Source organism: Janthinobacterium sp. BCJ23 (assembly GCF_059617945.1).
This window is the reverse complement of sequence record NZ_JCAQAW010000013.1, coordinates 111,519-137,288: the sequence shown is the minus strand read 5'-3', so window position 1 is coordinate 137,288 and position 25,770 is coordinate 111,519. Positions and strand designations below refer to the sequence as shown.

Genomic DNA, 25,770 nt, shown 5'->3' with positions numbered 1-25,770 from the left:
CGCGCGCGACGAGGATGCAGACCTGTTCATTCGATATGCCGCGTTTGTGGGCATGGCCGCCCCGGCGGCGCGCCGGACGCGTCATGTTTCTCGATCCCTTTTCCGATTCCAGCAGATATAACTCGTCGGCTTCGGCGATGCCATGCAGGCCATGCGGCCGGTCGGTCTTTGCCAGCGATAAAAACCGGTGACGCCAGCGAAACGTGGTGTTGCGGTGCACACCCAATTGGCCGGCAGCCTGGTGCACCGAAGATGAGTCGAGCAGGCAATCGGCATACTCGAGCCACAGCGCCTTGTGGCGCAGGCGCGCCAGCGGCGTGCCGGTGAGCGCATTGAAGGTGCGCCCGCAGGGAACGCAGCGGTAGCGCTGCAAGCCGTGCGCATGGCCGTGCCGGTGCAGGTGTGCCGAGTGACAGGCGGGACAGGCCAATCGCGGCTGGGCCACACTTTCCAGCAGCGCGACGGTCGCGTCGTGTGGCGCGTTGCCACGCAGCAGGGTAATGCCTGCCTGGCGCTGGCGTTGGTTCAAACGAGCAAACTGCGCAATCAAGGTGATCCATTCGGCTGACCGCATGATCTGCTCCTGCAGGGTGAATATACAGAGTCAGACAGCACAGACAAGGGAAGATTCCGGAATTTCCCCTGCTTGCCGATGACAGAACCCTTTTTTTCGTCCGCAGGGATTTTACGCTGCACTGCAACATTTTTCGTCGGGGAGTGCTACGATGACGCTTTGATACCCTTTCAAAGTCCAACTTGCATTTCAGGAAACTTCACCGCCGTTCGCGCGCACTGGCCGGCCGCTGGCTGACGGGCATGCATGCCTATACCGACAAGCTGGCGCAGCGCCGTCCCCTGTGGATGGTCAGCCTGGCCATCGACGAAACGAATCTGTCCGAGGGCCTGCGGGCCGCCTGCGCCTCGAGCGCCATGCTGCTGCTGGGCCTGCTGTTCGACCACCCCGATTTTTCCTGGGCCGCCATCGGCGCCTTCTGGACCTGCCTGGCGGACGCGGCCGGCACGCGGCGCATGCGCTTCGTCTCGATGGTGGGCTTCGGCTTGCTGTCGACGGTCGCTGGCGGCTTGACGGCGCTGGCGGCCGGCCATGGCGTGGTGGCGGCGGCCATCGCCGTGCTGCTGTTTTCCTGGGCCGGCGCGCTGGCGCGCATCTGGGGTGCGGCCACGGCGCAAGTGGCCATCCTGGCGGCCACGGCCTGCGTGGTGATGGTCACGCATCCGTTGGAATCGATGACGCAGACAGCGCCTTTCCTGGGCTTGTACATGTTCGGCTGCCTGTTTGCCACCGTGCTCAGTTTTACCGTCTGGCGCATCCACCCGTTCAGCCCGGCCAGGCGCGCCATCCGTGCCGCGTACTCGCGCCTGGCCGGCATCGCGCGCGACAATGCGCGCTTCCTGGAACAGGGCCCGGCGCTGCCGGACGCCACCGCGCATGGCGCCAGCTACCGCTCGCAGGCGCGTGCAGCGCTGGAAGCGGCGCGCGTGGCGCTGGCCGCCGTGCCGCCCGCGCGCGCGGGACGCAGCTCCCTGTACGACAACCTGCTGCTGGCGCTCAGCGACGCCGAGCGCATCTTCGCCTATCTGATCGCCGTCACGCATACGTGCGAGCGCGAGCAGCAGCGCCTGCGCCAGGACCCGCGCGCGCGGCGCAGCCTGGAAGTGATGGCCGTGTTGCTGCGCCGCCTGGGACAGGCCGTGCAGCGCCAGCCGGAAACGCCGCCTTTGGCATTGCAGCGCCGCCTGGCGGGCTGCGGACGGCGCCTGGAAGCGGCGCTGGGCGCCTTGCTGCCGCTGCGACTGAACGTGGACTTCATGGAACTGGGCTTGCCGCGCGCGACACAGCTGCCGTGGCGCGAGGCGGCCTTCCTGGCGCTGGGGCAGGCGTGGCAAACGGCGAAAGTCAACGCCACGCCGCAGTCACTGAGCTGGCGCCATGCGGCGCGCGTGTCGCTGGCGACGACGGCCGGCTTCCTCTTGGTCGAAGCCTTGCAGATTCCGTTCGGCTACTGGGCCACGATGGCGACCTTATTGATCTTGCAGCCATCCGTATCGACCACCTGGCCGCGCGGCATCGAGCGGGTCGCTGGCAGCGTGCTGGGCGCCGTGCTGGCCGTGCTGATCGGCCTGGTCATTTACACGCCGCTCGGTATCTCGCTGGTGGTGTTTCCCCTGATCGTCGCCACGATGGCCCTGCGCCGTGTCAGCTACAGCCTGCACGTGCTGTTCATGACGCCCGCCTTCGTGCTGGTGGCCGACTATGCGGCGCCGGCCAGCGAGATGGTGTATGCGATGAGCCGCCTGGGCAACAACGTGCTCGGTTGCGTGCTGGCTCTGCTGGCCACGTTTTTCCTGTGGCCGGACCGCGAGGCGGACGATCTCGACCAGCGCCTGGCGAAAGCCGTGTCGGCCAACCTGAAATACCTGCTGGCCGTGCTGGCGGCGGGCGGACGCTGGGATAGCGCGATTGCGCGCCTGCGCCGCGAGGCGGGGCTGGCCAGCAATAACGCGGAGCAAGTGCTGCAGCGCTTGCGCATCGAGCGCCGCCTGGATCGCAGCAGCGGCGTGGGCCTGGCGGCGCTGCGCACCTTGCCGCTGCTGCGCCGCGTGGCGGGCAGCACGGCGCGCATCAGTTTGAGTCCCCAGGCCGAGCCGGCGCCGCCCGAATTGCAACGGTGGATTGCCGCTGTCAGCGGAGAAATCGATGCGCTGCTGCGCGGTGCAGCCGATGCCAGTGCGCCGGATCCGTGCGCGGCCGAAGGCTTGACAGTCCTGCAAGCCGATGCGGTGGCGCAGGTGCAGTTGTTGCGCGGCTTGCTGCGCGAGCATGTGCAGGCCGTCGATAGCGCGGTGGCATCCTCGCGTTGAAGCGTAGCCGCTCGGCCGGTTGCGCCCGCAACCGGCCTTTTCCTGCTTGCTGCGCCAATATTGTATAGACGTTTGGCGCTTGCCAATCTCTCCAAATTCCACATTTCATGGGCTTTCCCGATATATTTTTCAAACTGGAAATTTATCGAAAGGAAACGTTGACTCTAAAATAAGTGCGGTCTATATTCGTTTTCGTAGCAAGCAAAAATGAAATTCATATGGATTTTTTTTACGACTGGTCTGACGCGATTGCCAGGTTTGCCTGGCGCAATCGCTAACATGGAGAGTAGTAAATGAAAAAGATTGCAGCATTTATTTTTACCCTGGGACTGAGCGCTTCCTACGCCATCGCTTCCGATATCGGCTGCTCCAGCTGCGAGGAGGAGCTGCGGGAATGCACGATGATGAATGGTGACAGATCCCCATTTTGCATCGGCAGTTACAAAGCCTGCCTGAAAGTCTGCCAAATCGGCGCCTGATATCCGTTTTTGCATTGCGAGGCGGCCGGTCATCGCCTGCTGCGCTGGCCGCCCATCGATCCTCTACGCCTCTAAGAAACTTATGATGCAAAAGAAAATTAAAACCATCGCCATGTATGGCTTGATCCTGGCCGCCGGCCTGGGCAGCGGTTATGGCCTGTCCTTGTTGCCCGGCTTGCTCAAGTCGAATTACACCGAGGGCAATTACGCCGCGTATTTCCCGAATGCCCAGACGAAAGTGGTGCTGTACGGCACGGATTGGTGCGGCTATTGCGCCAAGACGCGCGCCTACTTCAAGGAAAACAAGATCGAATTCGTCGATCTCGATATCGAGAAATCCCCGGAAGCAAGAAAAGCCCATGAAGCACTCGGTGGCGGCGGTGTACCGGTGGTGTTGATCGGCAACCGCAAGATCCAGGGTTTCAATGCAGGCGCGCTGGAAGCGGCGCTGAAGAAAATCTGACGCTTCAACTTGTTAACTTGAAAGGCTGACCATGTTCAAAAAGATTGCCGCTTTCCTGTTTGCCGCCGGCACGGCCCTGTCCTTCAGTGTGCACGCGGGCAGCCCCGATTGCACCTTTGTCTGCGAACGCAACATGCTCGATTGCGTGGAGTTCGACCAGCCAGCTTGCATGCAGCAGTACAAGGAATGCCTGAACCAGTGCCTGCGCTAGGAACGCGCTGACGCAGTGTGGATGGCGCGTAAGAGACGGCGCGCCATGGATGTCAGTGATCGTCTGTCAATTCAACAGGAGTGCTTATGTTCAAAAAACTGGGTTTCTTTTTGTTTGCCATGGGCGTCAGCGCCTCGTATGCGATTGCCGGCGGCGGCGAGCCGGAATGCTATTCGCAATGCGATGACAGGCTGGACCAGTGCATGACGGACCATCCGACCGCGCCTGGTGCCTGCACCAAGATTCATCAAATGTGCTACGACCGCTGCGATCCATACCTGCCGTAAATGTGCCGTCCATGATGGTTGCCGGCCTGCCCGTATCGTGGCCGGGCTGGCTGAATCACCTTATCCGTCCTGCCATCCCGCATTTCCACCAAGGAGTACGTATGTTCAAAAAGCTCGGTTTCTTTTTGTTTGCCATGGGCGTCAGCGCCTCGTATGCGATGGCCAGCAGTACCGCCGACATTTCCGAATGCCAGTCCGAGTGTTATATGGCGCTCGATGCCTGTGTCATGGAGTTCAGTGTTCCTTCATGCGTCCGCGCCAATAAAGTGTGTCTTCAGGCCTGCGGCTAGGAAAATCCAATAACTATTCTGGCCGGTGCTGAAGAAAGGCGCTAGCCGATTCTATCCCTTGTCTTTGGGCGCAACATGAAACTGTGACATGTTGCGTGTTTACTTCACGTCGCTCACTAAGGAACAGCATGTTTAAAAAAATCGCTTTTTTTCTTTTTGTTGCAGGTGCCAGCCTGTCGTTCAACAAGGCGGCAAACAGCACTCCAAGCTGTGGTTTCCAGTGCGCCCAATTAAGGGGAATTTGTCTCGACGAAGGCCGGGGTGACGCTTCCTGCCGCGACAACTACAATTTCTGCGTTGAAAACTGCCGTAATGGCATCTATCCCGAGATGCCGGAATAAGCAACACGTGCATGGCCGCGTCATCTGGCGCGGTCATGCCGCCACAGCACGTCGCTGCCGCCGGCAAAGCGGTTGAGCACGCGCGACAGCACGAACAGCAGGTCGGACAGGCGGTTCACGTACTGGCGCGGATGCTCGTGGAGTGGTTCCGCATTGGCCAGCGCGACGATGCTGCGCTCGGCGCGGCGGCACACGGTGCGGCACACATGCGCGAGCGAGGCGGCGCGCGAGCCGGCCGGCAGGATGAATTCGGAAAGCGCCGGCAAGTCCGCATTGTATTTCGCCAGCAGGTCATCGAGGCGCAGCACGTGCTCTTCCTTGATCAACTGGTAGCCGGGGATGCAGATTTCTCCGCCCAGGTCGAACAGGTCGTGCTGGATGGCCACCAGTTCGTCGCGCAAGGCGTCGGGCATGGCTTCGCACAGCAGCAAGCCGATATTGGAATTGAGTTCGTCCACGTCGCCCATGGCGTGGATGCGGGCGCTGTCCTTGCTGGTGCGGCTGCCGTCGCCCAGGCCGGTGCTGCCATTGTCGCCCGTGCGCGTGGCGATTTTCGAAAGTCGGTTGCCCATGATGCTGATCCTGTAAAGAAGAATGGGGGCAGCATACGACACTGCGCGCCGCCTGGCCGCGGATTTGCGGGCAAATCGGACAAAAAATGCGGTGCGCGCTACTTTTGTGCTTACAATCGTTGCACGCCCATGTCCATTTGTCCCCATCTTATGCTCAATGCCGCTCCTGAATCCGGATTGACCGCCGCGCGCCAGCAAGCCGTCGTCGCGGCCCTGCTGGCCGTGCTGCCGGCCCGCTGCGTGCTGTCCGACGCCGAAGATACCCGCCCGTATGAATGCGATGGCCTGGCCGCCTACCGCCAGTTGCCGATGGTGGTCACCTTGCCGGATACGGAAGAGCAGGTCATCGCCATCCTCGGCGTCTGCCGCGAACTTGGCGTGCCGATCGTGCCGCGCGGCGCCGGTACGGGCTTGTCGGGCGGCGCCTTGCCGATCGCCGATGGCGTGGTGCTGTCGACGGCGCGTCTGAACCGCATCGTGCGCCTCGATGCCTACGCGCGCACGGCCGTGGTGCAGCCGGGCGTACGCAACCTGGCCATCTCCGAAGCGGCCGCGCAATATGCCTTGTATTACGCGCCCGATCCCTCGTCGCAGATCGCCTGCAGCATCGGCGGCAACGTGGCGGAAAACTCGGGCGGCGTGCATTGCCTCAAATACGGGCTGACCGTGCACAATGTGCTGCGCGTGCGCATCGTTACCATCAATGGCGATGTGCTGGAGCTGGGCGGCGAATGCCTGGACTCTCCCGGTCTCGACCTGCTGGCCCTCTTCATCGGCTCCGAAGGCATGCTGGGCATCGTCACGGAAGTGACCGTGAAACTGATACCGAAGCCGGCCACGGCGCGTGTCATCATGGCGTCGTTCGGCGACGTCGTCACGGGCGGCAATGCCGTGGCCAACGTGATCGCCGCCGGCATCATCCCTGCCGGCCTGGAAATGATGGACCAGACGTCTTCGCGCATGGTCGAACCGTTCGTCAAGGCCGGCTACGACATCGACGCGGCCGCCATTTTGTTGTGCGAGGCGGATGGCACGCACGAGGAAGTGGAAGAGGAAATCGCGCGCATGACGGCCGTGCTGGAAGGGGCGGGCGCCAGTGCCATCGCCGTTTCGCAGTCGGAAGCGGAGCGCATGAAATTCTGGTCCGGTCGCAAGAACGCCTTTCCCGCCGCCGGGCGCATCTCGCCCGATTACTACTGCATGGACGGCACCATCCCGCGCAAAAAACTGGCGGAAGTGCTGACGGGTATCGCCGCCATGGAAACGACGCATGGCTTGCGCTGCGCGAACGTGTTCCACGCGGGCGACGGCAATCTGCACCCATTGATCCTGTTCGACGCCAACATGCCCGGCGAATTCGAGCGCGCCGAAGCGTTTGGCGCCGATATCCTGGCCCTGTGCGTGGCCGTCGGCGGCACCATCACGGGCGAACATGGCGTGGGCATGGAAAAGATCAATTCCATGTGCGTGCAGTTTACGCGCGCCGAACTCGATGCCTTCTTTGCCGTCAAGCGTGCCTTCGATCCCCACACCTTGCTGAACCCGGACAAGGCGATTCCCACCTTGAACCGCTGCGCCGAATTCGGCAAGATGCATGTGACGGCGGGACGTCTGCCGTTTGCCAACCTGCCTCGTTTTTAATTTTCCGGAGACCCCTTTGCAAGCGATAGCGGAACAATTCAGGCAGCAGATACTGGCGGCCAGCGCGGCGGGCAAGCCCTTGCGCCTGCGCGGCGGCGGCACGAAGGACTGGTATGGTCAGCAGCTGACAGGCGAGGTGCTCGACACGCGCGCATATGCGGGCATCATCGACTATGAACCGACGGAGCTGGTGATCACGGCCCGCTGCGGCACGCCGCTGGCCGAGATCGAGGCGGCGCTGGCCGCGCGCAACCAGATGCTTGCGTTCGAACCACCGCACTTCGGCCCCGGCGCCACGGTGGGCGGCGTCGTCGCCAGTGCCTTGTCCGGCCCGCGCCGGGCCAGCGCGGGCGCCTTGCGCGATTTCGTGCTGGGCGCCGTGCTGATGGATGGCCATGGCGAACGCCTGGCCTTCGGCGGACAGGTGATGAAGAACGTGGCCGGCTACGATGTCTCGCGCCTGCTGGCGGGGTCCTTGGGCACCCTGGGTCTGATCCTGGAAGTGTCGCTGAAGGTGCTGCCCTTGCCGCTGCGCGAAGCAACGTTTCGCGTGGCCTGCGCGGAAATCGCCGCCTTGCGCATGCTCAATGAGTGGGCGGGCAAGCCGCTGCCGATATCGGCCAGCTGCTGGCATGACAGCGTGTTAACGGTGCGCCTGTCCGGCGCCGAGGCGGCCGTGTCGGCGGCCCTGCAATCATTGAAAGGCGAAGTGCTGGCAGCAGAAGAAGCATCCGCCTTCTGGCTGTCCGTGCGCGAGCAAACGCACGATTTCTTTGCTGGCGCGGGCAGCCTGTGGCGCTTGTCGCTGCCGCCGCACGCCAGCGCCGTGATCCTGAAAGGGCGCCAGCTGATCGAGTGGGGCGGGGCGCAGCGCTGGCTCAAGCTCGATGGCGACGCCGATGCGGCCAGCAGCGTGCAGATTCGCCAGGCCGTGGCGGCCGCCGGCGGCCATGCGACGCTGTTCCGTGGCGGCGACAAGGCCGTGGGCGTGTTTCACCCGCTGGCGCCGGCCGTGGCCACCATCCACCAGCGTCTGCGGCAGGCTTTCGACCCGGCCGGCATCTTCAACCCGCACAGAATGTATTGAGCGCGCATGCAAACCAATCTCGCCGATTTCATCAAGAATACGCCGGCAGGCGACGAAGCCGAAGCCATCCTGCGCGCCTGCGTGCATTGCGGCTTTTGCACGGCCACCTGTCCCACTTACCAGCTGCTGGGCGACGAACTCGATGGCCCGCGCGGACGCATCTATTTGATCAAGCAAGTGCTCGAAGGCGCGCCCGTCACGGCCAAGACGCAGACGCACCTGGACCGCTGCCTGACCTGCCGTAACTGCGAGTCGACCTGTCCCTCGGGCGTGCAGTACGGGCGCCTGGTCGACATCGGCCGCAACGTCGTCGAGCAGCGCGTGCAGCGCCCCTTGCGCGAACGTGCCTTGCGCTTCGCGTTGAAGGAAGCCTTGCCGCGCCGCTGGTTGTTTACGCCCGTGTACAAGGCGGGGCAGGCGCTGCGCCCGCTGCTGTCGAAAAACTTGCAGGACAAATTGCGCCCCGGCGCCGACGCCGGTGCATGGCCCGCGCGCCAGCACGCACGCAGCATGCTGCTGCTCGATGGCTGCGTGCAGCCGGCCATGTCGCCGAACATCAACGCGGCCACGGCGCGCGTGCTCGACGCCTTGGGCGTGCAATTGATCGTCGCGCCGAAGGCGGGCTGCTGCGGCGCCTTGCGCCATCACCTGAATGACCAGGACGCGGCGCTGGACGACATGCGCCGCAATATCGACGCCTGGTGGCCTTACGTAGACAGCGTGGACAGTGTGGAAGCCATCGTCATGACGGCATCCGGCTGCGGCGCCACGGTCAAGGAATATGGCCATTTGCTGGCGCACGATGCGCAGTATGCGGACAAGGCGCGGCGCATCGCGGCGCTGACGCGTGATCTGTCCGAGATCATGCCGGCGTTTGAAAATGAACTGGCGGCGCTGCTGCAAGGGCGCATCGGAAAACGGGTGGCGTATCACCCGCCGTGTACCCTGCAGCACGGCCAGCAGGTGCGCGGCAAGGTGGAGCAGGTCTTGCGCGCCGTCGGCGTCGACGTGCGCCTGTGCGCGGACAGCCATTTGTGCTGCGGTTCGGCGGGCACGTATTCGATTTTGCAGCCGGCCCTGTCGCAGCAGCTGCGCGACAACAAGGTGGCGAACCTGGAGGCATGCGAGCCGGAGATGATCGTGTCGGCCAATATCGGCTGCCTGAGCCACCTGCAGTCGGGTACGGAGACGCCCGTGCGGCACTGGATCGAGCTGATCGACTCGGCCTTGACGCCTACATAGGCACTTCGCTGTACTGCGCGATGCGCCATTGCGGCGCCGGCACGAAGTTGGCGGCCCACTCCAGCACGGCGTCGGCCGGCATGGGGCGGGCGATGCCGTAGCCTTGCGCCAGGTCGCAGCCCAGCTGGATCAAACGCGCGCCATGTTCGACGCTTTCCACGCCTTCGGCGATCACCGTCAGGCTGAAGGAGCGGGCCAGGCCGATAACGGCGCGCACCAGGTGCAGGTCGTCGCGGTCGTTGAGCATATTGCGCACGAAGCTCTGGTCGATCTTGACGATATTCGCCGGCAGGCGTTTCAGGTATGACATCGACGAGTAGCCGGTGCCGAAATCGTCGAGCGCGAACGTGATGCCCAGCGCCTGGCAGGCGCGGATGATGCGGCGCACGTCTTCGATGTCGTGCAGGGCCGACGATTCGAGGATTTCCAGTTCCAGCATGCTGGCGCGCACGCCGGGAAATTCGCCGAGGATGGTTTCCAGGCGCGAGACGAAATCCGGTTGCTGGAAGTGGCGTGCCGCGATATTCACGCTGACCACCCAGTGCTTGCCACTGGCCACCCAGCGCTGCATCTGCCACAGGGCCTGGCGCAGCACCCATTCGCCGATGTCGATGATCAAATCCGTCTGTTCCACCAGCGGCAGGAATTGCGCGGGCGCCAGCACGCCGCGGCGCGGATGCTGCCAGCGCAGCAGCGCTTCCATGCCCACCACCGTGCCGGCGCGCATGTTCACCTTGGGCTGGTAGTACAGCCGCAGTTCGCCATTGATCAGGGCATGGCGCACTTCCGTGCGCTGGTTGTGGTGGGTGCGCACTTCTTCATCGAGATTGGTGTCGAAGAAGTGGTACTGGTTGCGCCCCGTCAGCTTGGCCTGGTAGACGGCGTGGTCGGCGTGGCGCAGCAGGCTTTCCGTATTCAAGTCCTTGCCCGCGTAGACGGCGATGCCGGCGCTGGCCGTCATGTGCAGCGCCTGCTGGTCGCACTGATAGGGGCGGCACAGTTCCGCCATCAGCTGCGTGACGTTCTGTTCGATGCTGGCGATGCTGGCCTGGCCGCACAGCAGCAAGACGAATTCATCGCCGCCCAGGCGCGCCGCGTAGTGGACCTGGCCCGTAAAGCCGTGCAGGCGGCCGGCCACCTGCTTGAGGATTTCATCGCCGGCCTCGGCGCCGTAGCGGTCGTTGATGGCCTGGAAGTGGTCGAGGTCGAACAGGCAGACGGCCAGCAGACGCTGGCGTTCGCGCGCGAGGAACAGTTCCTGTTCGAAGCGGGCGGCCAGGGCGGCACGGTTGGGCAAACCCGTCAGCACATCATTGTAGTTTTGCCAGGACAGCTTTTGCAGCGCCTGCTGCATGTGCACGGTTTCGTTCAATTGCTCGCCCAGCTGGCGCTGGCTGGTTTTCAGCGTGGTCAGCAGTGCTTCGATATCGCCGGCCATGCCGTTGAACGACTGCGACACGGCTTGCGCTTCGGGCGTGGCGCCGGCCACCAGGCGCACGGCGAAGTTGCCGTCGCGGAAGCGGTCGGTCGCTTGCACGAAGCGCGCCAGCAGCTTGCGGTGGGTGGCCAGGATCAAGCCCAGCAGCACGAAGACGAGCACGATATTGATGCTGCTGAGGACGGCCTGCTCGCGCACCCTGAGCCACACCTGCGCCAGGGGCAGGCCGGGCGTGTAGTGCAGGTCGAGGATGCCGTCGCCGCCGTCCGGCAGCGCCACCGTCAGGCGGCTGCGGATGGCCGTGATGCCGGCCAGGCGCGCGAACCACGCCGGCACCGTGGCCAGCGTGCCGGCCAGCTTGCTGTCGGCCAGCACCTCGACATGTCCGCCAGCCGTGTCCCAGCGCGCGGAAACGAGGCTGCGGTTCAGCGGCAGGGCGCTGCGCAGCACCTGGCGCACGCTGTCGTGCATCGCGTGACTGTCCGCGTGCACGGCCAGCGGCAGCACGCTATTGGCGAGGAACAGGTCGAGTTGCCGCGCATCGCTCTGGTAGCGCGCATTGGCCAGCGCCGTTTCCGTGCCGAGCAGGGCGTGATAGCGAACGGCGGAAACGGCGAGTATCAGGAAGAAAATAGGAAGAAAGAGGCGGGAATAAATTCCCATCCGCATCCATGAAGATAATATTTTCCCAAAGACTGGCATCGTTTTTTGATCGATATCTGCGAATAATTATGCAAACATTATCACCGAAATTTGCTATTGGAAACACAATATTGATATCAAGCATGAAATAAGTGCGGATTGATTGATTTCAGCAATTATTGTTTTTAATCAAACCACCAAATCACTATTCCTGTAGCAATTGCCGGATGTCGGCCGCCAGGCTGGCCGGTTTGCTGGCCGTCGCGTAACGGCGAAATACGCTGCCATCCTTGCGCACCAAAAACTTGGTGAAATTCCATTTGATCGATTGCGTGCCCAATATGCCGGGCGCCGCCTGTTTTAATTGCGCAAATACGGGATGCGTATGCGGGCCATTCACGTCGACCTTGGCAAACAGGGGAAAGGTGACGCCGAAGTTTTTCTCGCAAAAGGCGCCGATTTCCGCATTCGACCCCGGTTCCTGCTGGCGGAATTGATTGCAGGGAAAACCCAGCACGACCAGGCCCTGCGCGTGGAATTCGCGGTACAGCGCTTCGAGTCCCTGGTATTGCGGCGTGAAACCGCAGGCGCTGGCCGTGTTGACGACCAGCAGCACCTTGCCCTTGTATTGCGCCAGGTCGACCGGCGTGCCGTCCAGCGCCTCGGCCTGGAAATCGTGGATGCTGGTCATGTCAGAGGAGTCCCAGTTTGGTGGCGCCCGTTTGCGGGGCGGGTTCCGGCGCCGTTGCGCCCTTGAGTTTGATCGTCAGGCGCAGGTCGTTGACGGAGTCCGCATTGCGTAGCGCGTCTTCATAGCTGATGGCGCCCGCTTCGTGCAGGTCGAACAGGGCCTGGTCGAACGTCTGCATGCCGTGTTCGCGCGATTTTTTCATCAGTTCCTTGATCTCGTGCACTTGGCCCTTGAAGATCAGGTCGCTCATCAGCGGCGAATTGAGCAGGATTTCCAGCGCCGCCTTGCGTCCGCCGCCTTCCTTGTTGGGAATCAGGCGCTGCGAAATCATGCCCTTCAAATTCAGCGACAGATCCATCAGCAACTGCTGGCGCCGCTCTTCGGGGAAGAAATTGATGATGCGGTCCAGCGCCTGGTTGGCATTGTTCGCATGCAGGGTGGCCAGGCACAGATGGCCCGTCTCGGCAAACGCGATGGCGTGGTCCATCGTGTCGCGGTCGCGGATCTCGCCGATCTGGATCACGTCGGGCGCCTGGCGCAGGGTGTTTTTCAAGGCCGTGGCCCAGTCGTCCGTATCGACGCCCACCTCGCGCTGGGTGACGATGCAGTTGCCGTGCGGATGGATGAATTCCACGGGGTCTTCGATGGTGATGATGTGGCCATGGCTGTGCGCGTTGCGGTGTCCCACCATGGCGGCCAGGGTGGTCGACTTGCCGCAGCCTGTGGCGCCCACCATGATGACGAGGCCCCGCTTGCTCATCACGATGTCTTGCAGGATGGCCGGTAAGCCGAGCCCATCGAGCGTGGGGATGGCGGTATTAATCAAGCGCAAGACCATGCCTGCCTGGCCCATCTGCACGAAGGCGGACACGCGGAAACGTCCGAGGCCGTCCGGGCTGATGGCGAAATTGGCTTCGCGGCTGGATTCGAACTCGGCCGCCTGGCGTTCGTTCATGACGGCGCGCACATAGCCGGCCGCCTGTTGCGCGTCGAGCACGCCGCCCGCCAGCGGCGTCAGCTTGCCGTCGAGCTTGATGGCGGCAGGAAAGCCGGCCGTGATGAACAGGTCCGAGCCGCCCCGTGCGCGCATCTGCGCCAGCAGCGCGTGCATGGCGCCATAGTGTTCGTGCGTCGTCTGCATGGCTTATCCGGGGAAGTTTTCAGGGGCCTTGGCAGCCGAGCGGGCCGTCTCGGCCGAGATCGTGCCGCGCCGCACCAGGTCGGACAGGCACTGGTCCAGCGTCTGCATGCCCACGTTGCTGCCTGTCTGGATGGCCGAATACATTTGCGCCACTTTCGCTTCGCGGATCAGGTTGCGCACGGCCGGCGTGGCCAGCATGATTTCATGCGCGGCCACGCGGCCCGCGCCATCCCTGGTTTTCAGCAGGTTCTGCGAAATGACGGCTTGCAAGGATTCGGACAGCATGGCGCGCACCATTTCCTTTTCCTCGGCGGGGAAGACGTCGATGATGCGGTCGATTGATTTCGCCGCCGACGAGGTGTGCAGGGTGCCGAATACGAGGTGGCCCGTTTCGGCCGCCGTCAGCGCCAGGCGGATGGTTTCCAGGTCGCGCAATTCGCCCACTAAAATCACGTCCGGGTCTTCGCGCAGGGCCGAGCGCAGCGCATTGCTGAACGAATGCGTGTGCGAACCGACTTCGCGCTGGTTGATCAGGCATTTCTTTGGTTCGTGCACGAATTCGATCGGGTCTTCGATGGTCAAAATATGGTGGTTCAGGCGTTCGTTGACGTGGTTCACCATCGCCGCCAGGGTGGTCGACTTGCCGGAACCGGTCGGCCCCGTGACCAGCACGAGGCCCCGTGGGCGCATGGCCAGTTCGCCGAAGATGCGCGGCGCGTTCAGGTCTTCCAGTGTCAGCACTTTTGACGGAATCGTGCGCAGCACGGCCGAGGCGCCCCTTTCCTGGTTGTAGGCGTTGACGCGGAAGCGGGCCAGGCCGGGAATCTCGAACGAGAAATCGCATTCTAGCGCTTCTTCATACGCCTTGCGCTGGCTGTCGTTCATGATGTCGTAGATCATGCTGTGCACTTCCTTGTGCTCGAGCGGGGGTACGTTCAGGCGGCGCACGTCGCCGTTGACCCGTATCATCGGCGGCAGGCCGGAAGACAGGTGCAAGTCGGAAGCCTTGTTGCTGACGGAGAAAGCGAGTAGTTCGGAGATGTCCATTTATAATCCCTGTGCCTGCATTGATGGGCTGGCGCACTGTGCCGCCGCCCCTATACACTAGAAAATGATTATGTCCACAATCGAACAGAACTTGCAAGCCGTGCGCGAGAGTATTGCGCAGGCCGCCGCTGACGCGCAGCGCGCCCCGGCCGACGTGACCCTGCTGGCCGTCTCGAAAACCTTCGGCGCGGACGCCGTGCTGGACGCCATGCGCGCGGGCCAGGCGGCGTTCGGCGAAAACTATCTGCAGGAAGCGCTCGACAAGATCGCCTTTGTGAAGGAAGCTGCGCCGCAGCACGTTCCGGCATGGCATTTCATCGGTCCCATCCAGAGCAACAAGACGCGCCCCATCGCCGAGCACTTCGACTGGGTGCACACGGTGGAACGGGAAAAGATCGCCGCGCGCCTGTCCGAGCAGCGCCCGGCCGGCTTGCCGGACCTGAATATCTGTCTGCAAGTCAATATCAGCGGCGAAGCGAGCAAGAGCGGCGTGACACCGGCCGAACTGCCGGCGCTGGCGCATGCCGTGGCGCAATTGCCCCGTTTGCGCTTGCGCGGCCTGATGGCCATCCCCGAGCCCGAAACGGAGCTCACGCTTCAGCGCGCTGCCTTTGCGCAACTGCGCGCGCTGTACGAACAATTGAAGGCGGACGGGCTGGCGCTCGACACCTTGTCGATGGGCATGTCGGCCGACTTGCGCGCCGCCGTGCTCGAGGGCGCCACCATCGTGCGCGTGGGCAGCGCCATTTTCGGTTCCCGCACCTATTCCTGATGAAGAGAGAACAAGCATGACGACAGAATTGAATATCGCATTCGTAGGCGGCGGCAACATGGCCGCGGCCCTGATCGCCGGCCTGGCGGGTAAATTGACCCTGGGCGGCAACATCCACGTGATCGACCCGCATGCGCCGGCGCTGGAAAAATTGCAGGCGCAATTCGGCGTCACGACGGCCACCGCCGCCGGTGACGCGCTGCGCGGCGTGGACGTGATCGTGCTGGCCGTGAAACCGCAAAGCATGCGTGAAGTGGCGGCGCAATTGCTGCCCTTCCTCGACGGGGAGCGTGCGCCATTGATCCTGTCGATCGCGGCCGGCATCCGCGCGCAAGACCTGTCGCGCTGGCTCGGCGACTACCCCGCCATCGTGCGCTGCATGCCGAACACGCCGGCCCTGATCGGCATGGGCATCACGGGCATGGTGGCCAGCGGCGGCGTGAGCGAAGAACAGAAAAAGACGGCGGACGCCATCCTGCGCGCCGTCGGCCAGACGGTCTGGCTCGACGACGAAGCGAAGATCGACCCCGTGACGGCCGTGTCCGGCAGCGGTCCCGCCTATGTGTTTTACTTTATCGAAGCGATGCAGCAGGCGGCGGCCGAGCTGGGTCTCACGCCCGAGCAGGGCACGCAACTGGCGATTGCCACGTTTACGGGGGCGGCGCAACTGGCGGCGAACTCCAGCGAACCCGTGTCCTTGCTGCGCGAGAGGGTCACGTCGAAAGGCGGCACGACCTACGCGGCCTTGACCAGCATGGAAGAGAGCGGCGTGAAAGCCGCCATCGTCAAGGGCATCAAGGCGGCCGCGCAGCGCGGGCGCGAAATGGGGGACGAGCTGGGCAAATAAACGCTACATCACCTTGACGGCGCGGCCGATATACAGGATCGGCCCAGTCGGCCTGCCTGTCGGCGAGCCTGTTTGCGGCTCCAGCGTGATTTCAAACAGTTGATCGGGCTGCAGCGGCGGCAGCTTATCCAGGGTCAACTTGAGGCTTTGCCCCGGCTTGACCAGGCCCAGCGAGACGGGCGCGCCCCAGTCCTTGCCCTTGGTCCAGAATTGCAGGGCTTTTTGCTGCGGCACGGCAGTCGGGCCCAGCGGGATCAGGCTCAGGTCGCGGTTCTTGCCGCCCCGTCCGCCCGCCTGCACGATCCAGCCCGGCGATTTATCCTGCGGCGCCACCAGCACCACCAGATAGCCGGGTCCGCTGGGCGCTTGCAATTGCGTAGTGACCAGCACGGCCAGCGCGGCCGTGGCCGCCAGGCCGCCACCGGCGAGTACTCGCCAGAAGGCCAGGCTATTCCACCACACTTGCCAGCCGCCCGCTTGCCGCACGGCTTTCGGCGTGAACAGGCTGGCGCTGATGCGCGGCCACAGCTGGGTCGAAGGCGTTTCGGGCGGCGCCAGCGTGGTCAAGGGCAGCAGACGCTGTTCCCAGGCATCGACGGCGTCGCGCAGGGCGGCGTCGCGCGGCAAACGCTGTTCCACTGCCGCGCGTTCGGCCAGCGCCAATGTTCCCAGCACGTATTCGCTGGCCAGCCGTTGCAATTCCTCGTCGCTGTTGATCATTGCATGCACTCCCGCAAGGCGGCCAGGCCCCGCTTGACCCAGGCCTTGACGGTCCCCAGCGGCGCTTGCAGGCGCTGCGCGATTTCGCTATGGGAACAGCCATCGACGTAGGCGTACAGGATGCTATTGCGTTTGGGCTCGTCCAGGTGGCCGAGGCAATCGTGCAGCTTGCCCAGGTCCGCCTGGTCGGCATAGGCCTCGCCCGTATCATGGCTTTGGCGTTCGTGCAGCAGGGTTTCCACGGTATCCTCGTCGGCTGACAGTTCATGGGCGCGGGCACGCGCCACGTCCAGCGCCTGGTGCCGCACCACCACATAGATCCAGCCCTTGCCGCTGCCGCGCGTGGCGTCGAAACTGCCGGCGCGGCGCCAGATATTCAGGAAGGCGTCGTGCAGCACGTCTTCGGCCAAGGCCCGCTGGCGCACGATGCGCAGGGCCACGCCCAGCAGGTAGCGGCTTTCCTGCTGGTACAGGCCGTGCAATGCCTGCTGCTCGCCCCTGGCGCAGGCGCGCAGGGCGGCATCGTAATCGTAAGGGGCGGCGTGGGCTGGCAAGGTTGGGGCAATCGTCAAGGTTTAACGGTTAGCAAGTTTTCAATGCCGAGTATAGGCCAGAAACCAGCTTGCCAACCGTTGCCTCAATGTTTTACAACACCTAACAAAACCGTAGCGAGCGGAAGGGAGAGGTGGCTAAGAAGCGCAACCGTACTTTAGTACGGTGAGCATCGCAGGCCGCCTATCCCGACGCGCAGCAGGTTCTGATAGGTGTTTTTATACGGCTTTCCAGAAGATATAGTCAGCCTGGTAGGGCACCCATTGCTTGGCGCCGATGGACTCCATGCCGCAGGGGCTGCTTGGCGCCACGCCGCCGCTGGTGGCCACGCGCTGGATGTAGCTGACGCCCTGCATGGCGCCGCTGCCCGTGGCCGGGTTGGCTTTCACCAGTTGATACGGGATGTTGCCGGCGCCGGCCGGCGCCACGGCCACTTGCGTCGCCGTCACTTTCGAGCCATCGAGGTTGGCCCAGGTGGCAGGAGGACCGACATACGTGCCGACCTGCATGCCGCCGCGGTCGTTCAGAGCCGCGTCCGGGCCCACGAAGACCCATTCATGGCCCGTCATGTCTTTCTTGGCCTTGCATTCGTAGGCGATCTTGCCCACGCCCACCGTCTGCATGGCAACCTGGTGGCCATCGGGCACTTTCACGGCGTTGGGCAATTGTTCCTGCGAATAGCGCGCGCTCATGGGGGCGCAGGCGGCCATCAGCAGGGCGGCGCACAGCACGGTGAGGGAAGGGGCGGTATGGCGTGGGGCGATGGTGGCAAGCATGGCAAACTCCTGGTAGTTGGCTCAACCGGCTGGTTGATACCATTACTACGCAGGGATTTGCTATTTGGATGCAGCCAGGAAAAAAATAATTTATTCCGGCGTTTCTTTCTTGCTGAAACGCTGCGCCAGTGCCAGCACGACGGGCATGGCGGTGGTCGCGTGCTTGAGCAGCGCGCCGCTGGCCCGCAGCAGCGGCAGGAAACGGCGCGGCCGCACGAGCAGCAGGCCCAGCACGGCACCGCCTATCATCAGGGGAATTTTGAAGCGCGTGGCCAGGGTGTGGCGCAGATTGCCGCCCGTCAAAGGTTCCAGCAATTGCCGCGTTTGCACGCCGAGGGCCAGGCGCTGCAGCGCGCATTCGGCCAGCAGCGCATCGCGCCGCTGCGCCAGGCTGGCGGCCGTGTGGACATGCGACAACTTGGTGGGATGCGTGGTCATGGCCGCTCCGATCCCCGGCGGGCCAGCAGTTGCAGCTCGTCCAGGTCTTTGTTCAGTTCGGAAAGTGTAAAGGACAGCAGTTTCGGCTTGCTGCGGAAACTGGCGCGCACGCCCAGCAGGGTGGCGATGGCGGCAACGATGAAGACGGTGGCCGTGATGGCGATGGCGGCGATGCGGTGCGTGTCCCAGAACAGCACGATGACGAGGAACACGATCAATACCAGGCCGACGAACAGGCACAGCAGTGCCAGCATGGCCAGGGCCAGATAGGACAGGAAGCGCAGCGACTCTTCTTCCATTTCCACTGCCGCCAGGGCCAGACGGGTCTGGACGATGGCGGCGAGGGTCGCTGCGACTTGGGCGACATGGTGCATGATAGCCATATGCTGCCTTTCGCGTCAGGAGACGGCCTATGCCGTCGGTGCTAACTAGCGGCGTGACGAGGAAAGCAGCAGGCCGAACAGCACGCCCACGACGGCGCCCGCGCCCACGGCTTTCCACGGATTGTCCTGCACGTACTCGTCGGTGGCCTTGGCCGCCTTCTTGGTCCGTTCGAGCAAGTCTTCTTCCAGCTTGATCAAGTCTTTCTTGGCCGTTTCCAGGGTGGCGATGAACTTGTCCTTGACGGCTTTGACATTCTCGCCCGTCTGATCCTTTGCGCCGTCGAGCCAGCCTTCCGCTTCATTGATGACGGTTTTCAGGTCGCCGACCAGTTTGTCGCGGGCCTTGTCGGCGTCGGCGAGGATGCTGTCGCTGCTGGATTTTCCGGTATGTATCGAGCTCATGTATTACCTCATGGAAGTGAAACTGCACAGTGAAATACCAGTGTAGGCAGCTGCGGCCAGGCTTGTCTTGCGCCGCCTCAAGGGCTACCGCGGCGCAAGGGGTATTGCTTAACGGAAAGCAAAGTCCAGTACCACGCCCGCAAACACCGCTGCTCCTAGCCAGTTATTATGCCGGAATGCCGCAAAACACGGCATACGCTCGCGTGCGCGGATCAGGGTGTAGTGGTAAACGGCGCAGCCGGCCGCAACTACCAGGCCCGCGACGAACCAATAACGCAAGCCCAGGTACCAGCCGCAGCCCAGCCACAGCAGCAGGAAAACGGCATAGCAGAACATGACGATGGCCACGTCGTAGCGGCCGAAGGTGATGGCCGACGTCTTGATGCCGATTTTTAAATCGTCGTCGCGGTCGACCATCGCGTATTCCGTATCGTAGGCCACGGCCCAGAAAACATTACCGAGCAGCAGCAGCCAGGCGACGACGGGCACGGAATCCGTGATGGCGGCAAAGCCCATGGGAATGCCGAAACCGAAGGCGATACCGAGATACGCTTGCGGAATGGCAAAGAAGCGCTTGAAGTAGGGATAGGTGCCGGCGATGATGACGGCGGCCACGGACAGTTGCTTGGTCAGCGCATTCAAGGGCAGGATCAGGCAAAAGGCCAGCACGGTCAGCACGCCGGCCACGGCCAGCGCTTCCTTGCCGCTGATGCGTCCGCTGGTGATGGGGCGCTCCGCCGTACGCTTGACGAATTTGTCGATATCCTGGTCGGCGTAGTCGTTGATGGCGCAGCCTGCCGAACGCATCAGGAAAGTGCCGAGAGTAAAGATGAGCAGCAGCCGCCAGTCCGGCACGCCCTGCTGCGCCAGCCACAGCGCGCACAGGGTAGGCCACAGCAGCAATACGGTACCGATAGGCTTGTCCAGCCGTATCAGGCGGAAATACAGCGCCAGCTTGTTCATGGAAGACTCGATCTTGTTGAAGAGAAAGGTCGATTATCGCAAATAGTATGTAAATGTACTATTCGTCGTCTTCGCACAAGGGGGTAATGCCAGGCAAGTTGCAGCTGGCGATGGCCGCGCACAGGGCGTCGATGGCGGCCTTGCGCGTAAAACTCTTGCGCCACAGCATCACCACCCGGCGCGATGGCACGGGTTCCGCGAACGGCCGGTATTCGAGCATGCCGTCGGTGGCGTGCATATTGGCGACGGAGGCGCGCGGCAAGACCGTCAGGCCGATGCCGCTGGCCACCATGTGGCGGATGGTTTCCAGTGAAGAACCTTCGAACGTGCGCTGCATGCCGTTGCCGGGCGAGGAAAAACGCGCCATTTCGGGGCACACTTCCAGCACCTGGTCGCGGAAGCAGTGGCCATTGCCCAGCAACAGCATAGTTTCCGATTTCAAATCCTGCGCGGCGATTTTGTCACGCGCCGTCCACGGATGCTGGCGCGGCATGGCGACGACGAAGGGCTCGTCATACAGTTCCTGCATCGCCATGCCGTGGTCGGGCAGGGGCAGGGCCATGATGGCCACGTCCAGTTCGCCCTGGCGCAGCAATTCGAGCAAGCGAACCGTGAAGTTTTCCTGCAAGATCAAAGGCATCTGCGGTACCTGGTCTATCATGGCCTTGACCAGGGGCGGCAGCAGGTAGGGGCCGATCGTGTAGATCACGCCCAGGCGCAGGGGGCCGGCCAGCGGGTCCTTGTTTTGCTTGGCGAGTTCCTTGATGGCGGCCGTCTGTTCCAGCACGCGCTCGGCTTGCGCAATGATTTGGGCGCCCAGCGGCGTGACGGAGATTTCCGCGCCGCCCCGTTCGAACAGGACCACGCCCAATTCGTCTTCGAGTTTCTTGATGGCCACTGACAGGGTGGGCTGGGCAACGAAGCAAGCTTCGGCGGCATGGCCGAAGTGCTTCGCTCGCGCGACTGCAACGATATATTTCAGTTCAGTCAGTGTCATAGGTTGATTGAAACACAGGAAGTACTTACTTGCAATGAATGAAAGGTGGCGCAAACGTGAAACTGTGGCGCCGATGGCGTATTGTAGCGGATCGCCCCCTATAATGCGGGACCGGGCGGCGGAGGGAGAGGGCGATGGAACTGCGGATGCAGGCGCTGGAAGCGGCGATCAATTACTGGCGCGCCAGGCAACCGGCGCGCGGCAATGAATATGCGCTGTCGCCGCCCGTCAGCCGCCTGGCCGGCGTGTATGCGCTGATGATTTACAACCGGCAAGATCGCATCGCCGAAGAGGACCTGGAACCGGCGATTCTGGCCTTGATCGATGCCTGGCGCCGCGATGCCGGCGGCATCCAAAGCGATAGCCACGCCTGAGCGTGACCATAATTAACCCAACAAGAGATATCCATGCCTGACTTTGAAAACAAACTGTGCGGCCGTGACGAACTGCGCGCCCGCGCCGCGGCCCTGCCGAAACCGGTGGTGGTGACGAACGGCGTGTTCGACATTTTGCACCGCGGCCACGTGACCTATCTGGCGCAGGCGCGCGCGCTGGGCGCTTCGCTGATCGTTGCCGTGAATACTGATGCTTCAGTGAAACGTCTGGGCAAAGGCGACGACCGTCCCCTGAACAACTGCGAAGACCGCATGGCCGTGCTGGCCGCGCTGGAATCGGTGAGCCTGGTCGTGCCATTCTCGGAAGACAGCGCCCTGGAAGTGGTGCAGGACATTCAACCGGAAATCTATGCCAAGGGCGGCGACTACGACATGGCGGCCATTCCGGAAGGCAAGGCCGTGCTCGCGTATGGCGGCCAGGCCGTGGCCATCGATTTCGAGCACGACCGCTCGACCACCAAGCTGTTGACGAAAGTGCGGGCGCAGCAGGGCTGAGGAAGCTCGTCAATGTTTCCATACAGATAAAAAGACGTTACTATGAGAGCTGCCAGGGCTGCGACTTCGTTTCGACCGCCCCAGCACGTTACACCGTCTGATATGCATTGCTTGTCATAGAAAATAAATGGATCATAAAACTTCTGGGGATTGGCCACTGCCCTCCGGCGCCTGGTACGTCGATGACGACGGCGCGTGGAGCATGCAGCGCAGCGCGGACGGCCAGAACGTCTCGCCCTTGGTGAGCCATGCCGATATCGGCAAGCTGATGCTGGCGCGGCGCCTGCCCGCGGCCGCCGACGCGCCCGTGCGGCAGTTTCCGCCCGAATTCTCGTTCGACCCCGCCTCGGGCGCGGCCTTGCAAGTGCCGCCCGACACCTCAATTACCCCGCCGTGGGTGCCGCCGTATGGCGCACACCCCGTCAGCGACGTGCCGCCGGCCGGCCCGGCCGGCTTGCGCCAGGCCAGCGTGCCCCTGAAACTGGCCGACCAGCGCGCGCGCGAAGAGCATGCGCAGGCCGATGCCTCGCTGCCCATGCCGCCGCCCGGCGAATATGAATTCTTTTCCGCCCAGTTCGGCACCAGCGCGCCCGCGCTGCTGGCGCTCGACCCGCGCAAGGCCGTCCTGCACGCGTGGCTGCCCGCTTCGAAACGCTGGCTGGCGCTGGACCCCGACTATGGCAGCCTGCTGGCCGAATCGGACTTGGCCCACGGCGCCTGGCGCGCCGAGCTGGTGCCGGAATTCAATAGCGTGCTGGTCTTGCCGACCAGCCACGGCCTCGCCTGCATCCGTCCCGACGTGCCATCGCTGACCTACGTGGTCGAGCACGTGGGCGGCGCGCCGTGCATCGCCAGCCCCGTCTGGTTCCAGAACCGGCTGTGGGCACCGCTGCGCGACGACGATGGCCGCATCCGCTTCGTCAACCTTGACGCCGCGCAAAAGCCGGGCAGCGACGTGCTGCTCGACGGCATGGTCGACCTGGGTAGCGTCAGCGCGCCCGTCGCCTACAACCGCATGGCCGTGTGGCCGTGCGCCAACGGCCAGCTGCGCTTGCAGTTGCAGCCGGACGGCAACGTGGCCGCGTCGTTCACCCCGTGGCCCGAAGGGCTGGTGCCGCATTTCGAATTCGGCAGCCCCTACGTGTCGCGCGACGGCGGCCTATGGCAGCTGTGCTTCGAGCGCAGCCGTGGCACCTATGTCTACGTGAAACTGGGCGCGCAGGCCGAACGGGCCGATGCGCTGGCGCCGCGTCTGTGTTCGGGCAGCTTCAATTACCGCTTCGCCACCAAGCTGAAAACGGCGCCGTGGGAAGAGCCGGAACACGGCGACGATGGCGGCAAGAACCAGGCCGTCATGCCGCTGCTGGAATCGAGCGTTGGCAACAGCGTCTTTGGCGTCAAGTTTGCCACCAGTGCCGGCCTGTCGAGCGTGCTGCGCTCGAACGAGCGCCTGGCGGCCCAGCTGGTGCAGGACGACGAGTTGCGCGAAACCGTGTTTCACACGTTCGCCGTCAGCGAGCCGTGGCGTGTGCGCCTGTTTGTCCATGAAGGCATGCTGTGGGCGTATCACCCGCTGCTGTCGCGCATCGATGGCTGGGCCTTGCAGGCATGAAAGCGCGCGTCCTGATCGCGGCCTGCGCCGCCTTTTTCGCCACCGCCAGCGTGCAGGCGGCCGGCATCCAGCAAGCGTTTCTCGTGCAAAACTCGGGCTGGATGGAGCCGTTTTACACGGATGAACAGTCGCAACTGAAAGCCCTCGTGGGCGCTGTGGCGCAGGCCGCCACCAACCCGTCCGATAAAGTTTATACGCTGGCCTTCAGCCAGAGCAGCGGCAGCAATGTGTCGCCCGCACTGATCGGGCAAGGGCAGGGCGGCGCCGGCGTGGCGGGCCAATTGGCGAACTTGGGTCTGGCGCGCAAGAGCGCCGGCGGCGCGCTGGCCGATACGGATTTCCAGGAAGCCGTCACGAAGACCATCACGGGACCGTTCCAGTCCGCCTCCGGCATCGTGTGGATTTTTACGAACAACAAGAACAGCCCGAACAACGACAGCCAGACGGCCGAGCGCAACCGCGACTTTTACCGGCTGCTGCACCTGGAACCGTCGATCACCAAGACGGTGGTGTTTCCCCTGCGCATGTCCGTGCAGGGCAAGCTGTACAGCGCCAAGGGCTTGATGGTGTATGCGCTCGCGTATGGCCAGCCCGCGTCCGAGGCTTTGACCCGCATCCTGGCCGAAGGGCGGCTGTCGCAAGTGCTGACGCGCCCGCCCGCGCGCCTGAAACCGGTGGACCAGGATGCCGTGCGTATCGTGCCCCAGTCCGTCAAGAACAGCGCCAATGTGCACGCCAGCCTGGGCCGCGACGGGCGCACCATCGTGCTCGACGTCGATGCGGCGAACCTGGTGCCGCAAGTGGTGCTGCAGGCATCGCTGCAAAACATGTTTTTCCCGTACGTAATCGATAGCGCCAAAGTGCACGCCAGCCTGGCTGGCCAGAACGCACCGCTGCACGTTGCGCCGGATCAAATCCGCCAGCTGCAGCCGGGCGCCAGCCAGTCCGTGCAGGTACAGTTCGCGCTGCCGATGGCGCAGATTCCATCGCCGTGGTCGGGGCAGGCGATCGCCGCCATGGGCAAGCAGGTGATGCTGCCCATGCAGGCGCAAGTGGGCCTGTCGGAACAGCGGCTGGCGCTGGCGTCCAGCTTTGGCAAGGATTTGCAGGAACTGTTCCCTGGCGACCCGATCTCGGATATGTTTACGCCGCCCGACAGCGTGCGCGCGTCGCAGGCAACGATACCGCTGCTGGTGCGCATACAGTATCCGCTGCTGCCCGTGCTGGTAATACTGGGCGGCGTCCTCGCGCTTGTGCTGGGCTTGCTGGCGCTGGGCCTGGTCGGCACGCGCGCCACGCGCTACAAGGTGATGGCCGATGGCGTGCAGCGGCAAGTGCTGTTGAAACCGTTCAAGAGCGTGCAGATCCGCGATGATGACGGCCGCGACATTGGCGAACTCAAGCGGGGCCTGGGCAAGGCGGCCGTCGTGCGCGTGGCCGAAGGCCATACTCTGAGCCTGGCCTGAACACAGATTCCTTTTTAATTAGTCAAATCCACCAGAGGCATACCATGGCGCAAGACACTCCCAAAGACAACGCAGGTTTTACTTTGCCAGTTCCGGCGTCCGCGCCGCCTGCCGCCGACGCACCGGCTGCCGGCGCTGCCGCCACCACGGCCACCATCGAGCCGGCGCCCGCGCTCGATCCTGCCAGCACGACCGATACCTCGTCGCGCGACACCCTGATCGGCGGCGTCGTGCTGTTGCTGCTGTTCATCGCCTTTTTCTTTGCCAAGAATGCCTATGCGAATGGCCTGGTCGCCAAGCGCGTACCGCCGAACAAGGCCAATGCCTCGGGCTGGTGGTTGTTCATCTTCCTGGCCAGCCTGGCGACCGGCGTCGTGCTGGCCGCCGTGAACGCGCATAAATTCCTCGCGCCACTGTTCATGGGACCGCTGGTGCTGGTGGGCCTGGTTGCGTTACTGTTGACCTTTACTTCCAGCCGCCGCTAAGCACGCCGTAAC

31 protein-coding genes are annotated in these 25,770 nt (G+C 63.5%); 17 read left to right on the top strand and 14 right to left on the bottom strand.

The window, feature by feature from the left end; all coding sequences use genetic code 11:
* On the bottom strand, positions 1-574 hold a 574-nt coding region (locus AC54AG_RS27795; protein WP_496632547.1), incomplete at its 3' end, for an IS1595 family transposase.
* A gap of 242 nt (positions 575-816) precedes the next feature.
* Between AC54AG_RS27795 and AC54AG_RS27790 the strand changes: the two genes are divergently transcribed.
* From AC54AG_RS27790 to AC54AG_RS27760, 7 genes are all read left to right on the top strand, one after another.
* Entirely contained in the window at positions 817-2,883 is a 2,067-nt protein-coding gene (locus AC54AG_RS27790) for an FUSC family protein (protein ID WP_496632545.1), read from the top strand.
* Positions 2,884-3,176: 293 nt separating this feature from the next.
* Entirely contained in the window at positions 3,177-3,362 is a 186-nt protein-coding gene (locus tag AC54AG_RS27785; RefSeq protein ID WP_034749106.1) for a hypothetical protein, read from the top strand.
* An 82-nt stretch (positions 3,363-3,444) separates the two neighbouring features.
* On the top strand, positions 3,445-3,825 hold the full coding sequence (locus tag AC54AG_RS27780) for a glutaredoxin family protein (protein WP_034749103.1): 381 nt from the start codon (positions 3,445-3,447) through the stop codon (positions 3,823-3,825).
* Positions 3,826-3,856: 31 nt separating this feature from the next.
* Positions 3,857-4,036, top strand: coding sequence for a hypothetical protein (locus AC54AG_RS27775; protein WP_034749100.1), 180 nt, complete (start codon positions 3,857-3,859; stop codon positions 4,034-4,036).
* An 86-nt stretch (positions 4,037-4,122) separates the two neighbouring features.
* Positions 4,123-4,323 carry a hypothetical protein gene (locus AC54AG_RS27770; protein ID WP_034749098.1) on the top strand — a complete coding sequence of 67 codons (201 nt, stop codon included), beginning with the start codon at positions 4,123-4,125 and terminating at the stop codon, positions 4,321-4,323.
* A 101-nt stretch (positions 4,324-4,424) separates the two neighbouring features.
* Positions 4,425-4,613: a hypothetical protein gene (locus AC54AG_RS27765; RefSeq protein ID WP_034749095.1), complete on the top strand. Its 189-nt coding sequence runs from the start codon at positions 4,425-4,427 to the stop codon at positions 4,611-4,613.
* Positions 4,614-4,741: 128 nt separating this feature from the next.
* The gene (locus AC54AG_RS27760; protein WP_139143510.1) at positions 4,742-4,954 is read left to right on the top strand and encodes a hypothetical protein; all 213 of its coding nucleotides are present in this window, start codon (positions 4,742-4,744) and stop codon (positions 4,952-4,954) included.
* 20 nt (positions 4,955-4,974) lie between these two features.
* Here AC54AG_RS27760 and AC54AG_RS27755 read toward each other — a convergent pair whose 3' ends face one another.
* Entirely contained in the window at positions 4,975-5,526 is a 552-nt protein-coding gene (locus AC54AG_RS27755) for a cob(I)yrinic acid a,c-diamide adenosyltransferase (RefSeq protein WP_219329987.1), read from the bottom strand.
* A 150-nt stretch (positions 5,527-5,676) separates the two neighbouring features.
* Here AC54AG_RS27755 and AC54AG_RS27750 point away from each other — a divergent pair, with 150 nt between their 5' ends.
* The 3 genes from AC54AG_RS27750 to glcF are packed head-to-tail and all read left to right on the top strand — an operon-like array spanning position 5,677 to position 9,496.
* On the top strand, positions 5,677-7,167 hold the full coding sequence (locus AC54AG_RS27750) for an FAD-linked oxidase C-terminal domain-containing protein (RefSeq protein WP_496632554.1): 1,491 nt from the start codon (positions 5,677-5,679) through the stop codon (positions 7,165-7,167).
* 16 nt (positions 7,168-7,183) lie between these two features.
* Complete coding sequence (glcE, locus tag AC54AG_RS27745; protein ID WP_496632540.1) at positions 7,184-8,254, top strand: glycolate oxidase subunit GlcE; 1,071 nt, start codon at positions 7,184-7,186, stop codon at positions 8,252-8,254.
* A 6-nt stretch (positions 8,255-8,260) separates the two neighbouring features.
* Positions 8,261-9,496 (top strand): glycolate oxidase subunit GlcF, encoded by a 1,236-nt coding sequence (gene glcF, locus AC54AG_RS27740; RefSeq protein ID WP_496632538.1) that lies wholly within the window; start codon positions 8,261-8,263, stop codon positions 9,494-9,496.
* Here the strand turns inward: glcF and AC54AG_RS27735 are convergent.
* The 4 genes from AC54AG_RS27735 to AC54AG_RS27720 form a co-directional block, all read right to left on the bottom strand.
* Entirely contained in the window at positions 9,489-11,597 is a 2,109-nt protein-coding gene (locus tag AC54AG_RS27735; RefSeq protein ID WP_070305758.1) for a putative bifunctional diguanylate cyclase/phosphodiesterase, read from the bottom strand. The genes glcF and AC54AG_RS27735 overlap by 8 nt on opposite strands.
* A 184-nt stretch (positions 11,598-11,781) precedes the next feature.
* Entirely contained in the window at positions 11,782-12,267 is a 486-nt protein-coding gene (locus AC54AG_RS27730) for a glutathione peroxidase (protein ID WP_496632536.1), read from the bottom strand.
* A gap of 1 nt (position 12,268) precedes the next feature.
* Positions 12,269-13,408 carry a PilT/PilU family type 4a pilus ATPase gene (locus tag AC54AG_RS27725; protein WP_496632534.1) on the bottom strand — a complete coding sequence of 380 codons (1,140 nt, stop codon included), beginning with the start codon at positions 13,406-13,408 and terminating at the stop codon, positions 12,269-12,271.
* Between the two features lie 3 nt (positions 13,409-13,411).
* Positions 13,412-14,455: a type IV pilus twitching motility protein PilT gene (locus tag AC54AG_RS27720; RefSeq protein WP_034749074.1), complete on the bottom strand. Its 1,044-nt coding sequence runs from the start codon at positions 14,453-14,455 to the stop codon at positions 13,412-13,414.
* A 70-nt stretch (positions 14,456-14,525) separates the two neighbouring features.
* Between AC54AG_RS27720 and AC54AG_RS27715 the strand changes: the two genes are divergently transcribed.
* Together AC54AG_RS27715 and proC are read left to right on the top strand one after the other, a co-directional pair.
* On the top strand, positions 14,526-15,227 hold the full coding sequence (locus tag AC54AG_RS27715; RefSeq protein ID WP_496632532.1) for a YggS family pyridoxal phosphate-dependent enzyme: 702 nt from the start codon (positions 14,526-14,528) through the stop codon (positions 15,225-15,227).
* A gap of 16 nt (positions 15,228-15,243) precedes the next feature.
* Positions 15,244-16,074, top strand: coding sequence for a pyrroline-5-carboxylate reductase (gene proC, locus AC54AG_RS27710; protein WP_456148505.1), 831 nt, complete (start codon positions 15,244-15,246; stop codon positions 16,072-16,074).
* A 3-nt stretch (positions 16,075-16,077) separates the two neighbouring features.
* Here proC and AC54AG_RS27705 read toward each other — a convergent pair whose 3' ends face one another.
* The 8 genes from AC54AG_RS27705 to AC54AG_RS27670 all read right to left on the bottom strand — a co-directional run bounded on the left by AC54AG_RS27705 (position 16,078) and on the right by AC54AG_RS27670 (position 21,305).
* On the bottom strand, positions 16,078-16,794 hold the full coding sequence (locus tag AC54AG_RS27705; RefSeq protein WP_496632530.1) for an anti-sigma factor: 717 nt from the start codon (positions 16,792-16,794) through the stop codon (positions 16,078-16,080).
* The gene (locus AC54AG_RS27700; RefSeq protein WP_374106884.1) at positions 16,791-17,360 is read right to left on the bottom strand and encodes a sigma-70 family RNA polymerase sigma factor; all 570 of its coding nucleotides are present in this window, start codon (positions 17,358-17,360) and stop codon (positions 16,791-16,793) included. The genes AC54AG_RS27705 and AC54AG_RS27700 overlap by 4 nt, the downstream gene beginning before the upstream one ends.
* A 204-nt stretch (positions 17,361-17,564) precedes the next feature.
* Entirely contained in the window at positions 17,565-18,122 is a 558-nt protein-coding gene (locus AC54AG_RS27695) for a DUF3455 domain-containing protein (protein ID WP_070305748.1), read from the bottom strand.
* Positions 18,123-18,212: 90 nt separating this feature from the next.
* Entirely contained in the window at positions 18,213-18,560 is a 348-nt protein-coding gene (locus AC54AG_RS27690) for a hypothetical protein (protein ID WP_070305746.1), read from the bottom strand.
* The gene (locus AC54AG_RS27685; RefSeq protein ID WP_496632527.1) at positions 18,557-18,934 is read right to left on the bottom strand and encodes a phage holin family protein; all 378 of its coding nucleotides are present in this window, start codon (positions 18,932-18,934) and stop codon (positions 18,557-18,559) included. Before AC54AG_RS27685 ends, AC54AG_RS27690 begins: the two co-directional genes overlap by 4 nt.
* 54 nt (positions 18,935-18,988) lie before the next feature.
* Positions 18,989-19,345, bottom strand: coding sequence for an ElaB/YgaM/YqjD family protein (locus tag AC54AG_RS27680; RefSeq protein WP_046683402.1), 357 nt, complete (start codon positions 19,343-19,345; stop codon positions 18,989-18,991).
* A gap of 108 nt (positions 19,346-19,453) precedes the next feature.
* Entirely contained in the window at positions 19,454-20,308 is an 855-nt protein-coding gene (ubiA, locus tag AC54AG_RS27675; RefSeq protein WP_070305742.1) for a 4-hydroxybenzoate octaprenyltransferase, read from the bottom strand.
* A gap of 58 nt (positions 20,309-20,366) precedes the next feature.
* The gene (locus AC54AG_RS27670) at positions 20,367-21,305 is read right to left on the bottom strand and encodes a hydrogen peroxide-inducible genes activator (protein WP_046683400.1); all 939 of its coding nucleotides are present in this window, start codon (positions 21,303-21,305) and stop codon (positions 20,367-20,369) included.
* A 134-nt stretch (positions 21,306-21,439) separates the two neighbouring features.
* Between AC54AG_RS27670 and AC54AG_RS27665 the strand changes: the two genes are divergently transcribed.
* The 5 genes from AC54AG_RS27665 to AC54AG_RS27645 all read left to right on the top strand — a co-directional run bounded on the left by AC54AG_RS27665 (position 21,440) and on the right by AC54AG_RS27645 (position 25,758).
* On the top strand, positions 21,440-21,679 hold the full coding sequence (locus tag AC54AG_RS27665; protein ID WP_070305740.1) for a DUF3717 domain-containing protein: 240 nt from the start codon (positions 21,440-21,442) through the stop codon (positions 21,677-21,679).
* Between the two features lie 33 nt (positions 21,680-21,712).
* On the top strand, positions 21,713-22,195 hold the full coding sequence (rfaE2, locus tag AC54AG_RS27660) for a D-glycero-beta-D-manno-heptose 1-phosphate adenylyltransferase (protein ID WP_496632523.1): 483 nt from the start codon (positions 21,713-21,715) through the stop codon (positions 22,193-22,195).
* 127 nt (positions 22,196-22,322) lie between these two features.
* Positions 22,323-23,807, top strand: coding sequence for a hypothetical protein (locus AC54AG_RS27655; RefSeq protein ID WP_152546407.1), 1,485 nt, complete (start codon positions 22,323-22,325; stop codon positions 23,805-23,807).
* Complete coding sequence (locus tag AC54AG_RS27650) at positions 23,804-25,273, top strand: hypothetical protein (protein ID WP_496632521.1); 1,470 nt, start codon at positions 23,804-23,806, stop codon at positions 25,271-25,273. Before AC54AG_RS27655 ends, AC54AG_RS27650 begins: the two co-directional genes overlap by 4 nt.
* Positions 25,274-25,317: 44 nt before the next feature.
* Entirely contained in the window at positions 25,318-25,758 is a 441-nt protein-coding gene (locus AC54AG_RS27645) for a hypothetical protein (protein WP_070305732.1), read from the top strand.
* Positions 25,759-25,770 lie beyond the last annotated feature (12 nt).

Coding starts and splice junctions, on each gene's coding strand:
- AC54AG_RS27790 (WP_496632545.1), top strand. CDS start 817: ATGCATGCCTATACCGACAAGCTGGCGCAGCGCCGTCCCCTGTGGATG.
- AC54AG_RS27785 (WP_034749106.1), top strand. CDS start 3,177: ATGAAAAAGATTGCAGCATTTATTTTTACCCTGGGACTGAGCGCTTCC.
- AC54AG_RS27780 (WP_034749103.1), top strand. CDS start 3,445: ATGATGCAAAAGAAAATTAAAACCATCGCCATGTATGGCTTGATCCTG.
- AC54AG_RS27775 (WP_034749100.1), top strand. CDS start 3,857: ATGTTCAAAAAGATTGCCGCTTTCCTGTTTGCCGCCGGCACGGCCCTG.
- AC54AG_RS27770 (WP_034749098.1), top strand. CDS start 4,123: ATGTTCAAAAAACTGGGTTTCTTTTTGTTTGCCATGGGCGTCAGCGCC.
- AC54AG_RS27765 (WP_034749095.1), top strand. CDS start 4,425: ATGTTCAAAAAGCTCGGTTTCTTTTTGTTTGCCATGGGCGTCAGCGCC.
- AC54AG_RS27760 (WP_139143510.1), top strand. CDS start 4,742: ATGTTTAAAAAAATCGCTTTTTTTCTTTTTGTTGCAGGTGCCAGCCTG.
- AC54AG_RS27755 (WP_219329987.1), bottom strand. CDS start 5,526: ATGGGCAACCGACTTTCGAAAATCGCCACGCGCACGGGCGACAATGGC.
- AC54AG_RS27750 (WP_496632554.1), top strand. CDS start 5,677: ATGCTCAATGCCGCTCCTGAATCCGGATTGACCGCCGCGCGCCAGCAA.
- glcF (WP_496632538.1), top strand. CDS start 8,261: ATGCAAACCAATCTCGCCGATTTCATCAAGAATACGCCGGCAGGCGAC.
- AC54AG_RS27735 (WP_070305758.1), bottom strand. CDS start 11,597: ATGGGAATTTATTCCCGCCTCTTTCTTCCTATTTTCTTCCTGATACTC.
- AC54AG_RS27730 (WP_496632536.1), bottom strand. CDS start 12,267: ATGACCAGCATCCACGATTTCCAGGCCGAGGCGCTGGACGGCACGCCG.
- AC54AG_RS27725 (WP_496632534.1), bottom strand. CDS start 13,408: ATGCAGACGACGCACGAACACTATGGCGCCATGCACGCGCTGCTGGCG.
- AC54AG_RS27720 (WP_034749074.1), bottom strand. CDS start 14,455: ATGGACATCTCCGAACTACTCGCTTTCTCCGTCAGCAACAAGGCTTCC.
- AC54AG_RS27715 (WP_496632532.1), top strand. CDS start 14,526: ATGTCCACAATCGAACAGAACTTGCAAGCCGTGCGCGAGAGTATTGCG.
- proC (WP_456148505.1), top strand. CDS start 15,244: ATGACGACAGAATTGAATATCGCATTCGTAGGCGGCGGCAACATGGCC.
- AC54AG_RS27705 (WP_496632530.1), bottom strand. CDS start 16,794: ATGATCAACAGCGACGAGGAATTGCAACGGCTGGCCAGCGAATACGTG.
- AC54AG_RS27695 (WP_070305748.1), bottom strand. CDS start 18,122: ATGCTTGCCACCATCGCCCCACGCCATACCGCCCCTTCCCTCACCGTG.
- AC54AG_RS27690 (WP_070305746.1), bottom strand. CDS start 18,560: ATGACCACGCATCCCACCAAGTTGTCGCATGTCCACACGGCCGCCAGC.
- AC54AG_RS27685 (WP_496632527.1), bottom strand. CDS start 18,934: ATGCACCATGTCGCCCAAGTCGCAGCGACCCTCGCCGCCATCGTCCAG.
- AC54AG_RS27680 (WP_046683402.1), bottom strand. CDS start 19,345: ATGAGCTCGATACATACCGGAAAATCCAGCAGCGACAGCATCCTCGCC.
- ubiA (WP_070305742.1), bottom strand. CDS start 20,308: ATGAACAAGCTGGCGCTGTATTTCCGCCTGATACGGCTGGACAAGCCT.
- AC54AG_RS27670 (WP_046683400.1), bottom strand. CDS start 21,305: ATGACACTGACTGAACTGAAATATATCGTTGCAGTCGCGCGAGCGAAG.
- AC54AG_RS27665 (WP_070305740.1), top strand. CDS start 21,440: ATGGAACTGCGGATGCAGGCGCTGGAAGCGGCGATCAATTACTGGCGC.
- rfaE2 (WP_496632523.1), top strand. CDS start 21,713: ATGCCTGACTTTGAAAACAAACTGTGCGGCCGTGACGAACTGCGCGCC.
- AC54AG_RS27655 (WP_152546407.1), top strand. CDS start 22,323: ATGGATCATAAAACTTCTGGGGATTGGCCACTGCCCTCCGGCGCCTGG.
- AC54AG_RS27650 (WP_496632521.1), top strand. CDS start 23,804: ATGAAAGCGCGCGTCCTGATCGCGGCCTGCGCCGCCTTTTTCGCCACC.
- AC54AG_RS27645 (WP_070305732.1), top strand. CDS start 25,318: ATGGCGCAAGACACTCCCAAAGACAACGCAGGTTTTACTTTGCCAGTT.